The sequence below is a fragment of the Streptomyces sp. R41 genome (genome assembly GCF_041053055.1).
GTDB lineage: Bacteria > Actinomycetota > Actinomycetes > Streptomycetales > Streptomycetaceae > Streptomyces.
In genome coordinates this window covers 1,074,239-1,087,683 of the sequence record NZ_CP163443.1, presented here as the reverse complement: position 1 = coordinate 1,087,683, position 13,445 = coordinate 1,074,239, and the positions used below count along the sequence as shown (strand labels likewise).

8 protein-coding genes and 3 pseudogenes are annotated in these 13,445 nt (G+C 66.9%); 5 read left to right on the top strand and 6 right to left on the bottom strand.

What is annotated here, in order from left to right; all coding sequences use genetic code 11:
- Window positions 1-144: 144 nt before the first annotated feature.
- Window positions 145-1,968: a glycoside hydrolase family 15 protein gene (locus AB5J53_RS05380; RefSeq protein ID WP_369244470.1), complete on the top strand. Its 1,824-nt coding sequence runs from the start codon at window positions 145-147 to the stop codon at window positions 1,966-1,968.
- Window positions 1,969-2,096: 128 nt separating this feature from the next.
- A pseudogene (locus tag AB5J53_RS05375) lies at window positions 2,097-2,249 on the top strand (hypothetical protein); the annotation flags it as partial.
- A 60-nt stretch (window positions 2,250-2,309) separates the two neighbouring features.
- Here AB5J53_RS05375 and AB5J53_RS05370 read toward each other — a convergent pair.
- The 3 genes from AB5J53_RS05370 to AB5J53_RS05360 form a co-directional block, all read right to left on the bottom strand.
- Window positions 2,310-3,614, bottom strand: coding sequence for a DUF2254 domain-containing protein (locus AB5J53_RS05370; protein ID WP_369244469.1), 1,305 nt, complete (start codon window positions 3,612-3,614; stop codon window positions 2,310-2,312).
- Entirely contained in the window at window positions 3,611-5,368 is a 1,758-nt protein-coding gene (locus AB5J53_RS05365; protein ID WP_369244468.1) for a cation:proton antiporter, read from the bottom strand. Before AB5J53_RS05365 ends, AB5J53_RS05370 begins: the two co-directional genes overlap by 4 nt.
- A 589-nt stretch (window positions 5,369-5,957) precedes the next feature.
- Window positions 5,958-7,322, bottom strand: a complete 1,365-nt coding sequence (locus AB5J53_RS05360) for a glutamate decarboxylase (RefSeq protein ID WP_369244467.1) — start codon at window positions 7,320-7,322, stop codon at window positions 5,958-5,960.
- A 630-nt stretch (window positions 7,323-7,952) separates the two neighbouring features.
- Between AB5J53_RS05360 and AB5J53_RS05355 the strand changes: the two are divergent.
- Window positions 7,953-8,450, top strand: a pseudogene (locus tag AB5J53_RS05355) (SDR family NAD(P)-dependent oxidoreductase); the annotation flags it as partial.
- Window positions 8,451-8,624: 174 nt separating this feature from the next.
- On the top strand, window positions 8,625-9,152 hold the full coding sequence (locus AB5J53_RS05350; RefSeq protein ID WP_369243626.1) for a hypothetical protein: 528 nt from the start codon (window positions 8,625-8,627) through the stop codon (window positions 9,150-9,152).
- A 442-nt stretch (window positions 9,153-9,594) separates the two neighbouring features.
- On the opposite strand, the gene AB5J53_RS05345 is transcribed toward AB5J53_RS05350, so the two are convergent.
- Together AB5J53_RS05345 and AB5J53_RS05340 are read right to left on the bottom strand one after the other, a co-directional pair.
- On the bottom strand, window positions 9,595-10,896 hold the full coding sequence (locus tag AB5J53_RS05345) for a S8 family serine peptidase (protein ID WP_369243625.1): 1,302 nt from the start codon (window positions 10,894-10,896) through the stop codon (window positions 9,595-9,597).
- Between the two features lie 399 nt (window positions 10,897-11,295).
- Window positions 11,296-11,382 (bottom strand): annotated as a pseudogene (locus tag AB5J53_RS05340) (DUF1731 domain-containing protein); the annotation flags it as partial.
- 61 nt (window positions 11,383-11,443) lie between these two features.
- On the opposite strand from AB5J53_RS05340, the gene AB5J53_RS05335 reads away from it, so the two are divergent.
- A complete protein-coding gene (locus AB5J53_RS05335) occupies window positions 11,444-11,776 on the top strand; it encodes a CPCC family cysteine-rich protein (protein ID WP_369244466.1) in 333 nt (110 codons plus the stop codon).
- 129 nt (window positions 11,777-11,905) lie between these two features.
- On the opposite strand, the gene AB5J53_RS05330 is transcribed toward AB5J53_RS05335, so the two are convergent.
- Window positions 11,906-13,357, bottom strand: coding sequence for an FG-GAP-like repeat-containing protein (locus tag AB5J53_RS05330; RefSeq protein ID WP_369244465.1), 1,452 nt, complete (start codon window positions 13,355-13,357; stop codon window positions 11,906-11,908).
- Between the last annotated feature and the right edge of the window lie 88 nt (window positions 13,358-13,445).

Sequence of the window (13,445 nt, the reverse complement as noted above, 5' to 3'; positions counted from 1 at the left end):
GCCGTGGTTGGCATCAGGGGCGTGATGTTTGCCTCCGTTCGAGCTGCGGCTTCGGTCCGATTGGGCCGTCCGAGGTTCCGGGAGGCGGCCGCATATGGCCTGTCAGATAGTGGATTGCGCCGACACTTCCCGGATTGGACACTCATGGACCGCTATCCACCCATCGCCAACCACGGTCTGGTGGGCGACCTGCAGACCGCCGCCCTGGTGTCCTCTGAGGGCGTCGTGAACTGGTTCTGCTCGCCGCGGTTCGACTCGCCGAGTGTCTTCGCCTCGCTGCTCGATCACGACCGCGGCGGATATTTCCGGCTTGCACCGGAGCACTCGAACGTAACGTGCAAACAGCTCTACTACCCGGACACCGGCGTGCTGGTCACGAGGTTCATGTCGCCGGAGGGCGTCGGCGAGGTCGTCGACTGGATGCCGGCGAACACCAAGCGGGTCCCCAGCGACCGCCACAGCCTGATGCGGGTGATTCGCGTGGTGCGCGGCACCGTGCGATTCGTTCTGGAGTGCAGGCCGCGGTTCGACTACGGCCGGGCCGACCACGAGCTCGACCTGCGGCCGCAGGGAGCAGTGTTCCGAAGCCCCGGTATCGCGGGTCATCTGCAGGCCAGCTTTCCGTTGGTACGGGATGGCCAGGACGTGAAGGGGGCGGTCACTCTCGGAGTCGGTGAGTCGGCCGTCGCCGTGTTCACGACGTGCGACGTGGACGGTGAGGCGCCGCCTCCGCTCACGGTCGAGAGCGTGACTTCGAGTTTGTGGCGTGAGGTGGACTTCTGGCAGAAGTGGCTGCACACCTCCCACTACGGGGGTCGCTGGGCTGAAATGGTGAACCGCTCTGCCATCACGCTCAAGCTCCTGACCTACCACCCGACCGGTGCGCCGGTCGCCGCCGCCACCATGGGTCTTCCGGAGCAGGTCGGCGGTGAGCGTAACTGGGACTACCGGTATTCGTGGGTGAGGGACGGGGCGCTGTCGGTGAGGGCCCTGCTCGACCTCGGGTTCGCCGAGGAGGCGTCGGCGTTCACCAAGTGGCTGGGTGAGCGGATGCGCGACAGGGAGGATCTGCCCGGTGAACGCCTACAGATCATGTATCGGGTCGACGGGGACCCGCACCTGAGCGAGGAGATCCTCGACCACTGGGAGGGCTACCGCGGCTCGTACCCGGTTCGCGCCGGGAATGCGGCTGCCGACCAGCTGCAGCTCGACATCTACGGCGAGGCCCTCTACGCCATGGCCGAGGGCATGGATGTCAGCGAGGAGCTGGGATACCACGGCTGGAAGGGGCTCGCCCGGACCCTGGACTGGCTTTCCGACAACTGGGATCGTCCGGACGAGGGGGTCTGGGAGACGCGCGGGGGTCGCAACGACTTCACGTTCAGCCGGGTGATGTGCTGGGTTGCCTTCGACCGGGGCCTCCGCCTGGCGACCGAACTGAGCCGGCCGGCCGACATTCTGCGCTGGCGCAACGCCCGTGACAGCATTCTCGAACAGGTGATGGACAAGGGCTGGAGCCAGTCCGAGCGCGCCCTGGTGCAGCACTACGGAGGGGACGTCCTGGACGCCTCCCTCATGCTGATCCCGCGTGTTGGGTTTCTCCCCGCGAAGAGCCCTGGCTGGCTGTCCACACTGGACGCCATGGAGCGCAAGCTCGTATCGGACAGTCTTGTGTACCGGTACGACCCGGCCGCCTCCCCGGACGGTCTGCGCGGCTCGGAGGGCACCTTCAGCCTCTGCACCTATCTCTACGTCGACGCCCTGGCCCGGGCCGGACGGCTCCGTCCGGCCCGGTACACCTTCGAGAAGATGCACACCTACGCCAACCATGTCGGCCTGTTCGCTGAGGAGATCGGCCCAAGTGGCGAGCAACTCGGCAACTTCCCGCAGGCGTTCACACACCTGTCGCTCATCATGGCGGCATCGACCCTGGACGAGGCCATTAACCGGCAGCGGCAGCGTGACTGAGTCGGAGCATGGGCCGCAGGGTCCGGGCGGCCGAACCCTGCCGGCCGCCCGCAGAGCAGGGCAGCTTTCGATGCCCGGTAGGCGCGCCTGCGGCAGCAGGCGGACACCGCGGGATCCCGCCCTCAGGGCTCTATGTTGCCGACATCAGCTTCGTCCCGAGCATTGGTGCGGTGAACCCGTTGTTGACCGTCACGGCTAACGCCCTGCGAGTCGGCGACCGCATCGCCGCAGTACGCCTCTCACGACCCGCTGCTATGCATCCGGCAGGGGCACGGGCGTAAGGGGGTCTGTCTCCGGCACCTCGGTTGGCGGCCGGTTGGGGGGGATGCCTTGTAGATGTCCTACGGGCCGGGCTGGCCGGGCGGTGAGGCGTCGGGGCGGCGGCGCCCCCCGATGCCCTGGGGGTCGGCCGTGCGTGCGTCGGTGCGGCGAGGGGCGTCGCCGAACTCTCTTTCGACCGCGTTGTCGAGGAGGGCGAGTTCGGCACGGAGCGCGGGCCTGCACTCCTCCGGCATTGTTGAGAGGAGACCTTCGAGGAGGGCCCGGAGCCGTCGGCAGACCTGGACGGAGGTTGCACCGTAGTCGCGGATCTCGGTGACGGCGAGTTCCAGGTAGCTCTCCCAGGGCCGGCCGGGCAGCACGACGCGTGGGCTGCCACGGTCGTCGGCGAGCACGTACTGACTGCGGGTTCCGGCACGTCCGATGGCGTGCAGGAACGCCTCGATGTGGTTCAGCACCTGGATGGCTGTGGTGGGGTCGTTGACCGCGGGCGAGAGGGCGCGGATGGCGATGTCGACCAGGATGCGCAGGGCGAAGGCCGGGTCCTGCTCGATCGTCCGCTCCGGACCGAGGGCGAGGAGCTCGGTCACGTGGCGCGGGGCAGGGGAGGACGTACCGCCGTGGATCTCGACGATGGTGCCGCTGGGTGGCACGAAGTCTCCGACAGAGGCGGCCAGCACGAGCACGCATTCGTGCCGCGCCGCGAGCGAGACCATGCCGGGTGCGTCGAATGCCTGGATGACACCGCCGCGTTCTGACCGGATGCGGGTCACCGGGCCGTCCGCCAGTGGCACCCTGGCGTGCGCCGCGGTGCTCCGTACATGTGCCGCCATACGGTCGAGGACCTGTTCGCCCTGGCGTCCCACGATGTCGGCGATGGCCACGGGCCGCAGGTTGTGGGTGAAGCGGTTGAGGTAGATCAGCAGGAGCAGGAGGCTCACGGACACGGCGATACCGGCCAGGGTCACACCGAGGTTGGGCACTGAGTTGGTCTCGATGCTCCGCAGCAGGGTGTAGGCGAACGCGAAGGTGCCGGTGAAGGTGGCCAGCACGGCCTTTTGTAACCGGTCGCGGTACCAGAGCCGCATGTAGCGGGGTGAGAGGGCGCCGGTGGCCTGCTGGATGACGAGGACCCCGATGGTGACGACGAAGCCGAGCAGCGCGATCATGGCGCCGACGACGGAGCTGAGGACGCCGCTCGCGGTCGACGCGGAGTAGTCCCAGGTTTTCGGCAGCCAGGAGGCCCCGTCCACGGCGGAGGCCGCTTCGGCGAGGGCGACACCGAGCACGAGCCCGAACAGGGGGACGATCCACAGACTCGCCTTGGCGTACTGCCGTAGTCGGAAGCGTGCGGCCCACGAGGTCATGGGGAGCCCATCAGTACGGCGGTGTCGCCTGGCTTAGGTGTGATCGTCTGCGCCCCGGTGACCGGGGCCAGCTGGCCGTCGGCCCGGACCACGAACAAGATGTCGTAGCCCGAAGGGATCGGCTCGGATCCGGGCTGCACGTGGAAGCGGGCGCCCTGCTCATAGCGAGCCGCCAGGCGGTGCCGGACGAGCGCGCGGCCGAAGAGGATGTCGCCGCCGGTGTAGGGGGCGACCACGCCGTGGCTGTCCCGCGGTGGCCCGACCCGGTAGACGGGCCCCTGCACATTGTCCTTGATAACCACGGAGGCGAGGGCGTTGAAATCGTCGTCGTCGGTGAGCAGGAACACCGCCGATACGCCCTCCAGGCGGGCTCGGGGGTTGGTCGCGCTCGCCAGCATCTCTCCGTGAGCGAGTTCGATTCCGGCTGTGGTGATTCGCTTGCGTTCCTCGTCGAGCCCAGCCCACATCAGGACGTCGAGCCCGGCAGTCTTCAGAGCCTTCCCCAGGCCGATCACCCAGGGGGCTCCGCCCACCAGGAGAGGCCGCGTCCGCGCCGATCGGACGACGCCCAGCTTCCGGGCCACGGGCGCAGCGGTCAGGGCGTAGAGCAGGACTGTCCCCACGATCACGAGAAAGGTGATCGGAAGGATCTTGGACGCGCCGGGCAGTCCCTTCGCCACGAGGGTGGCGGAGAAGGCGGACGCGGTTGACGCCGCGACGATGCCGCGCGGCGCCATCCACCCGATGAAGCCCCATTCGCCCACCGTCAAATCGGACCCCCTGGACGAGGCGAATGCGATCAGCGGCCGGATCAGGAGGACGAGCACGGCGATCAGGATGAGCGAGGGAACGAGGACGGGAACAACGGACGCAGGGGTGACCGCGGAGGAGATGGAGATGAACAGCAGGCCGATGATCATCTGTACGAGTGTTTCGAGGAAGGGCCGACGAGCCGGCATGTCCATCCCCGGGAGGTTGGCGATGGCCAGTCCAGTGACGATCGCGGCGATGAGTCCGGTGTCGTCGCGGACGATGTCGCAGATCGCGGAAACGAGGATCACCGTCGCCAACTGGGCGAGGGTGCCGAGTGTCTCGCCGAGTCGCAGCTTGTGCAGCGTCAGCCAGAGGATGGCTGTACCCACCGCGCCGCCCGCGAGGCCCACGCCCATGCTGATGAGGAACTGCCCGATCTGGTAGCCCCGGCCGATGTCGATCCGGTGAGAAGTCGCGACGGCGTGGAAGGTGACGGCTCCGAGGATGCCGCCGATCGGGTCGGTCAGCGTTCCTTCCCAGATCAGGATGCGCCGCAGTTTGTCCGTCGGCCGGACATATTCCAGCAGGGGTCCGACCACTGTGGGACCGGACACGACGAGGATCATGCCGATCATCGCGGCCCCCCGCAGCGGGATGTCGAACAGAGCCGGCCCGATACCCCCCACGGCGAAGAAGGTGACCAGGATGCCGATGATCAGCAGGCGCGTGACGATTCCGCGGGTACGGCCGGTCAGGTTGCGCAGGTTCAGCCCGAGGCCCGCGTCGTAGAGGATCACGGCTACGGACAGCGAGACCAGTGCGGAAAAGTCCGGACCGATGAGCCGCTCGGGGTGAATGATGTCGGTCAGGGCGCCCGCCGTGAAGCCGACCGGCAACAGGATGATCAGCGCGGGGACACGCAGCTTGTTCGCCAGGATCTGCGAGCCCGTGGCGAGGGCGACGGTCAGGGCGATGCCCAGGAGGATGTCCTCGTCGGTCATGACGGTCGTCCTCCTTCCACCGCTCGGCGACGTGGGATTTCAAGCGCGTCCACAAGTCCTGCGCCCGCCTACAGGGGGATCTTGGAACCAGTTGTGCCCGACTCGACGCCGATGAGGGTGCCTTGAGGACATCCGCCGAGCACGCCCGTACCCAGACCGACCGTGGGCATGAGGCGGTTACGTCGAGGTCCACTCCACTGCACCTGCGTACGGCACGCACCGCCGCAAAGCCGTCCGGGTGACCCGGCCCGTCCGCGCCGTTGCCAGGCAAGCACGTTGACCGCCCGGGCGACGAGGAGTCCGAGGATCAGCAGAGAGACGAGGGACTGAGCTCACGGCGGAGCTGGTCTCCGTTCCGCCGTGGACGAGGTCGACGACCAGGCGAGCGGTCGACCAGATGGCGCTGAGGGCCAGAACGCCGACGAGGGCCATCTACAGGGCCAGCAGGACTACCGAGCGCCGGCTGCTCCTCAGCGACCATGCGTCTCTACGACGGAACGCTCGAACTCGGTGGGATCCAGCCCAGCAACGTTGTGCCGACCAGGAGAGGCCAGCTCTGTGGCTCTTCCTGAAGGTGCCGGTTGCTGCGTCAGAAGCCGGTGCTGCGGTGGACCTGAGCCCGCTCGACCTCGGTGGTCGCACCCTTGTGGTCCAAGGTGCTGCACGCGTCAGCGATGTCCTGAGTCAGACGCTCGATCTGCTCACGACTCAGGGTCTCCTTGACCAGGGCGCGCAGGATCTTCACCCGCTCGGCATTCGGCGGGAGCGTGTACGCCGGCACCATCCAGCCGCGCTCGGCCGAGAGCTGCCAGGCGATGTCGGACTCGTCATAGGCGTGCTTGCCGGCGAGGCGGAAGGCGACCAGCGGCAGCTGCTCGAGGTCGCTGCCAATCACCTCGAAGCGACCGCTGTTACGGAGGTTGTCCGCCAACGCACGGGCGTTCTTCTGCATCGTCTCCATGACGTAGGTGTAGCCCTCGCGGCCCAGCCTCACGAAGTTGTAGTACTGCGCGAGCACCATCGCCGAGCCGGTCGAGAAGTTCAGCGTGAAGGTCGCGTCGGTCTTTCCGAGGTAGTTCTCGTAGAACACGAGGTCCTCGGCCAGGTCGGACTCCTCACGGAAGACCAGCCAGCCGACGCCGGGGTAGACCAGGCCGTATTTGTGGCCCGAGACATTGATGGAGCGGACCTGCTCGAGCCGGAAGTCCCATTTCGAATCCGGGTAGAGGAAGGGCCACACGAAACCGCCGCTGGCACCGTCGACATGAATCGGGATGTCGAGGTCCCGCTCCTTACGGATATCTCGCAGGAGCTTGTTGATCCCGACAACATCATCCATGTGACCGGTGAAAGTGGTGCCGACCACGGCGACGACACCGATCGTGTTCTCGTCGAGGTGGGGTTGCACGTCCTCCGGGCCGATCGTGTACTTGTCCTCGGCAAGCGGCACGATCCGCGGCTCGACGTCGAAGTAGCGGCAGAACTTCTCCCACACGACGTGGACGTCACCGCCGAAAACAAGGTTGGGCCGGTCGACCGACAGGCCGGTCGCCTGGCGGCGTTCCCGCCACTTCCACTTCAGCGACAGCGCACCGAGCATGATCGCCTCGGACGAACCCTGGGTCCGGCATCCCGTGGTCTTGCCCGGTGCGTGGAAGAGGTCGGCGAGCATGCGCACGCAGCGCTGCTCGATCTCGGCGGAGATGGGGTACTCCGCGTGGTCGATGAAGTTGCGGTGGAGGTTCTCGGCGATGACGCGTTGCGCCTCCGGCTCCATCCAGGTGGTGACAAACGTGGCGAGATTGCGCTGAGGGTCGCCTTCCATGACGAGGTCCTCATCCAGCAGCCTCATGGCATCCGTCGCCGGCATCCCCTCATCAGGGAATTTCTCCGACGGGGCAGGCAGGGTCAGGAAACGGTTACCGAACAGCTCCGCGACGTCTCTCTTCGTCATGCCTACGATTCAATCAGTTCCAGAGCTTGACTCTGAGAAGCACACGCCGACGAAGCGCAGCGATCCACAACTTCCTTCACATCCACCACTGTTGCCGCAACGAATATGGCAGCCTCTTTATCGCCGATACCCAGGCTGCGTAAGCCTCCGGCATTCCATATTTCGCGCATTGCAGAAGGAGTCTCGATTGAAATCGACCACCACTCGGTCACCCATTTTGAAAATGGCCGCTCTTAGGGTGCCGATAATTAAATGGAGCGGGAACGGTTGCACCGGCCCAACGAGCACTCACGCCGTCCTGAAAGTGATTGGGGCGATATCGTTCATAGCTTCATCCCATGTCCCTCGGCGGGCCCGCAGGACGCCGGCCAGGGAAGGGGCCCGGGCGGCTCGTAGCCTGATCGTGTGACCGGCCCCGCCGAAATCGGCGGCAGCGCGTGCCGGTCGGGTTCACCCGCGCCGGGGGGTGCTTTCGTCTGGGGGGCGGGTGTGCGACGGCTCCTGTGTCTGTCCTGGCGGGCCCGCCGAATCCCGGCCTTCCTCACGCGCGTCGCCCGTTTCAGAGGGCATGCCGTCCGAAACACCCAAGGAAAGATTGTGGTGGCAGCAAAAGTCGAGAACCGCGGGACGATGTCCGCGCAGCTCCTCAAGGGCCAGAAGGCGTTGGTGACCGGCGCCAACTCGGGCATCGGCCTGGCGACCGCCGTTGCCCTGGGCCGGGCCGGAGCGGACGTCGTGGTGAACTACGTCGTCGGTGCGCATGAGGCAGAGAACGTTGTGAAGGAGATCGAGGGCTTCGGGGTCCGCGCCTACGCCCATGAGGCTGACGTGTCCGACGAGGACCAAGTGGTGGCCATGGTCGGGCGGATGGTCGAGGAGTTCGGCACCATCGACATCATGGTGGCCAACGCGGGCCTCCAGCGGGACGCAGCCGTGACGGAGATGACGCTCGCCCAGTGGCGCAAGGTCATTGAAGTCAACCTGACCGGCCAGTTCCTGTGCGCGCGGGAGGCCGCCAAGGAGTTCATCCGGCGCGGCGTGGTGGAGGAGGTTTCCCGTTCGGCGGGAAAGATCATCTGTATGAGTTCGGTCCACCAGATCGTCCCGTGGGCGGGCCACGTGAACTACGATCGGCCCCGCCGGCACGCCCAGGGGCGGCCCGGCCGCGCGGTGGCCTGAGGATCAGCACCGGGCAGCGTAGCTATGCGCTGCCAACAGTCCGGCGAGGAACGTTGCGTACCGCGCTGTTTTTTGCGGGATAGGGCAATGACCCGGAGCGGTGCAAGTGCGAGGCTCCGGGTCATGAGAAGGACTTTCACGCTGCACAGCGGGTTCGCGGCGGGGCTGAGCGCCGTCGTGCTGTCGTTTGTCGCGCTCACCTGGCTACCGGGGCCGTCGCCGGTCGACGGCACAGGGTGGGCGGTGCCAGTGATCCTGCTGGCTTTTCTGGTCCTGGGGACCGCCGTCGTGCCCATGGCCGGGACCGGATCGAACGCGCGGTCGAGGTGGTCCGTTTTCCTGCGTCTGCCCGGCCGGGTGAAGGCGGTGCCCGGGCTGCTGATCGCCTTGGGCGTCGCGATGATCATCATCAACGCGGCGGGCGGGGAAGGGGCCTTGGAGTCGCCCACGGCCGAGGGCGGCCGGTACTTCTCCTACGACCAATCCACCTCGCCCCGAGTCAAGGTGGAGCTTTCGCGGAGCCAGTACGAGGCCGTCATCGAAAGCCAGCAGCGCATGATGCTCGCCATCGCGGGCCTGATGTCTGCCTCGGCCGCCGGTGTCGTTCTGGCGGGCGGCGAACTACGCCGACAGGACGACGCGGTCGGGTGACCACCGCGGGACGCGATCGCACGCCGTTGATCTTTTTCTTCCGGTCCTCGAACGGCGTCTCGAACTTGATCACTCACCTGGGGATTCAGGGGACGTGGTGGCGGCCGTGGCGTGATCCTGGGTGCTGTCCAGAGCGCGCGTTCACATTGTCAGGACCAAGGCCGCCAGAGGTGAGTCTGCTGCATCGCAATGTTCGGCGGGAAGCCCGCCGGGCGACCGAGGCGGGCATTGGGCGAGAACCACGGCCGGTCGCAATCAGGGGCGCTGGGGCAGCCTTTGGAAGGGCGTGTCCGGGACCTACACGGAGGTGCCCGCCATTGATCACGGGGATGTCCGGCACAGGCAAGTCGACGGCACTGCACCACCTGCGCCTGCGAGAGCACAGTGCCGTGGACACCGATACCTGGAGCCACTGGGTGACCCAGCCGGGCGGTTGCCCAGGTCAGTACTTTCCTGCGTAGTCGAGGTAGCCGTAGTAGCGGTTGTCGATTGGAGTGTGGGGGTCGCCGGTGAAGCCGTAGCTGGCGGGTTGGGCTGCGGCGTCGGCACGGAGCTTGGCGATGACCTGGGCGGGGGTCATTCCGGCGCAGCTCGTGGTGATGCAGAGGGCGGCGGTGCCGGCCACGTGGGGCGAGGAGAACGAGGTTCCGCCGAACCAGATCACGTTGCCCCCGCCGGGGCCGTCGATGAGGGCGGTGGTCCGCAGGCACAGGCCCGGGGCGGCGATGGTGTGGGCGGCATCGGCGGAGCCGATGGTGGTGAAGTTGGAGAAGTCTGTCGCCGCGTCGTCGTACGGAACCGTTGTCTGGCATCCGGGCGCGATCGTGCCGAGGCCGCCGGGCTGGCCGTCGGCATCCTGCATGGCGGTGACGGTGAGGACTTCGTTGTAGTTGGCCGGGGAGGTGTTGGCGAAGTCGGTGCTGTCGTTGCCGGCCGCGACCACGACCGTTACCCCGGCCTCGTTGACCTTGCAGACCGCCAGGTGCAGCACATCGCGCTTGGTGCGCCCGCAGTTTCCGTCGTCGGGACTGATTCCCGCGAGGCTCATGTTCACCACGTTGATGTTGCTGCCCTGGGCGTGCTGGGCCACCCAGTCGAGCCCGCACACAATCCTGGAGTCATTCCCGGCCAGGCGGGTGTTGAGCACCTTGACCGCATAGAGCCGGGCGCCGGGCGCGACGCCCACCGTATCCGCGTCGTTGTCTTTGGCTCCGACGATGCCGGCGACGCCGGTGCCATGTCCTTGGTCGTCCTGAGGGGGCTTGCCGCGATTCACGCAGTTGACCCCGCCGGCCACGTTCAGATCGGGGTGGTCGAGGTCAATCCCACTGTCAAGGATCGCCACACCGGCATCCACCGACCCGGACCCGTTCCCGGACCGCGTGCTGCTCACGTCGCCGTCCACGCGGTCCACGCCGATCGACAGTCTCTGCTGGGTGGCGTGGACAGGCCTGTCAGGCGCCACCATCTCCACTCTGGGGTCGTTCTGCAGGCGCGACACCTGGGAGTTCGGGATCCGGGCCGAATAGCCGACCAGGGCATGCCGGTAAACGAACCCCGTCACCTCCCCATAGCGCGCGCGGTGTTCTTTCACGATCGCGTCGAGCTGTCCCCGCGCCGAGTCATGAAGCACAACCACATACGCACCCATCGCAGCAGCCTCCTGCACGGGCACGGCCGCGGACGGCGCTGCGGACGGAAGTCCGACCAGCGTCGCGGCCACCAGCGCGGAGACGGTGGCCAATCTCTGCGGCCCTTTCTTAACCCATTCTCGCCACACCACTCGAGGGCCCCTCGCTTCCTTTTGTCAGCTGACGAACTGTTTCGCTGCGAACACTTAACAGACGCAAAAGCACTTCAAAAGGGCGAATAGGGTAAATGGGTCAAGAAAGGGCTTCGGGAGTGTCATGAATGAGGTGTGAGCTCAGCTTGTTCTTGTGGTCTGGCCTCGAACGATGCCCCGAACATGACCGCCCGTGCGGGGATTCCGGGGACGTGAACACGGCCTTCATCTGATCCTGTGCTCCGACTAAAGACGCGTCTGAAGCTTCGTCCTGTAGCGCGAGCGTCGGCCGGCGCGGGCTGGTCCCCCCACGCCGGCCGACGCTCTGTCAGAGGGCATGGGCGGCCCGGCGTGCGTCTGTCAGCCCACGGCCGCCCGCAACGCCCCCTCGATCGACGGGAACGCGAAGGTGAAGCCCGACTCCAGGAGGCGGGTGGGGAGGACGCGCTGTCATGGTCACAATCGTTCTGAACCTTCGCATCGTCGCCTGATCAGCCAGAATGCGGTCATGCTCGAACCCTTCATGAACATCGCTGGCGCCCCGGAAGCCGGGCCATATCAGTGCCCGTGCTGTGGGTATCTCACCCTGCGCGAGCGTGGAGGCTTCGAGATCTGTGATGTCTGCTTCTGGGAGGACGACGGGCAGGACGACCATGACGCCGATGTCGTCCGAGGCGGCCCGAACGGCTCCCTGAGCCTGAACCAGGCCCGGGGGAACTACTGCGCCTTCGGAGCGTGCGACCAAGGGAGCCGCAAGCATGTTCGCGAGCCACGCGCTGATGAGCGCTTGGATAGCGGGCGAACCTACGGCAGCGGCGTCCTCAAGAGTGCATGGGATTGAGGCCCTCTGTGCGTCAAGCAGAGCAGCGGCGCCTATCAACGCCTCTGTGGACGGAGCGCCCACGACAGTGCGAAGCGTGTACAAGCAGCGGGGGAGCGGGCCGGCTTCTCGCCGGCCCGCGACTGCTCGTCAGTTGCCGAAGTTGGCGCCGAAGTAGGGGTTGCCGGTGGTGGAGACGCCGACCTCGGAGGGGTCGATGACGGAGGCACGGTAGGCGGAGAATGTGGGGCTGGCCAGGCTGTTCTCCATGGAAACGATGGTCCCGTTGCCGTTCTCGCCCATGGCGCCGATGACCATGTCGGCGCCGCCGTAACCGTCTGTGTTCGCGAGCTGGACATCCGAGCCGAGCTGGTCGCCGCCCTCCGCGGCTCCGGGGAAGCCCGGGGTGTCCTGGTGGAAGAACTGGACGTTGTTGGTGGTGTCCAGGCCGCCGGCGGAGCCGTACAGGATGGTCACGGCGCCGGCGTCCTTCATGCCGTTTGGAGTGTCTTCACCGACTGCGCTGACGGCCAGATCCTGGTATCCGTCGCTGTTGACGTCGCCGAGCGACAGTTCGTAGCCGAAGCCGTCGCCGGCTTCCGACGAGTCGGGGACGGCACCGGAGTCCTGGCTGATCGACGCCGTGGTGCTGGACGGGCCGGTGGCGGATCCGTAGATGACGTGGACCCTGCCGCCCTTGACCGCCCCGGGGACGCCGCTCGTACCGTCCCAGCTGACGCCGATGACAATGTCCCCGTAGGTGTCGCCGTTGACATCGCCGATGGCGGATGTGATGCCGCCCTGGAGTTTGACGGCGGAGGAGACGCGCAGACCGGTGGCGGAGCCGGGGATGAAGTAGTTGGTGTTCCAGTGGCTGGTGCCGGTGGCCTCGTAGCCGTTGACGATCAGGTCGTGGCGGCCGTCGTTGTTCACGTCTCCCGCAGTGAGATTGAGCGGGCCGGCCGAGCCGCCGGACTGGACGGGCGCCTTGACGGTGTAACGACCTCCGGCTGTACCGCTCTTGCTGATGCCGGCCTTGTAGACGTAGACGGTGCTTGAGGTGGAGCCGATGGCCAGGTCGTCCTTGCCGTCGCCGTCGAAGTCACCGGCCGCCAGCGCACGGCCCCACTTGTCGTGGCTGCTCGGTGCGGGGTCGGAGATGGTGGTGCCGCCGGACAGGCCGCTCGAGGAACCCCACATGATGGCGACCGTGCCGCCGTCGACGTCGGAGCCGACGTCCTCGTACGGGGCGGAGACCGCGAGATCGCTGTAGCCGTCGTGGTTGAAGTCGCCGATGGCGCTCCCCCAGCCGAAGCCGTCCGAGGCTTCCGCGGTGCCGGGAACCCCGCTGGTGTTCTGGCTGACCGTCTTGTGGCGGTCGGGCGTCAGACCGCCGTAGAGCACGACGATCTGGCCCGCCCCTTTGTGCCCGGCCACGTATGCGTCTCCGGCCGAGACGGCGACGTCGCTTCTGCCGTCTCCGTTGAAGTCGTTCTTGGCGGCGGGGTCGGCGGCGGCCGGGCTCGCGGCAGCCGTCAGCAGGCCGCCGGTGAGAGCGGCTGCGGTGCTGGCCGCCAGAGCGCGGCGTATGCGCTTGTGCATGCGGTTTTTCTCCAGTGCATGCTGGGATGCCTGTGGGCATCAGTGCCATTGAGGTGGTTGCAAGGGGCGGCAGGCCTGGGAGGGATCT

Excerpts from the sequence above, each read along its gene's own strand:
- AB5J53_RS05380 (WP_369244470.1), top strand. The coding sequence starts at position 145 with ATGGACCGCTATCCACCCATCGCCAACCACGGTCTGGTGGGCGACCTG.
- AB5J53_RS05370 (WP_369244469.1), bottom strand. The coding sequence starts at position 3,614 with ATGACCTCGTGGGCCGCACGCTTCCGACTACGGCAGTACGCCAAGGCG.
- AB5J53_RS05365 (WP_369244468.1), bottom strand. The coding sequence starts at position 5,368 with ATGACCGACGAGGACATCCTCCTGGGCATCGCCCTGACCGTCGCCCTC.
- AB5J53_RS05360 (WP_369244467.1), bottom strand. The coding sequence starts at position 7,322 with ATGACGAAGAGAGACGTCGCGGAGCTGTTCGGTAACCGTTTCCTGACC.
- AB5J53_RS05350 (WP_369243626.1), top strand. The coding sequence starts at position 8,625 with ATGAGAAGGACTTTCACGCTGCACAGCGGGTTCGCGGCGGGGCTGAGC.
- AB5J53_RS05335 (WP_369244466.1), top strand. The coding sequence starts at position 11,444 with ATGCTCGAACCCTTCATGAACATCGCTGGCGCCCCGGAAGCCGGGCCA.
- AB5J53_RS05330 (WP_369244465.1), bottom strand. The coding sequence starts at position 13,357 with ATGCACAAGCGCATACGCCGCGCTCTGGCGGCCAGCACCGCAGCCGCT.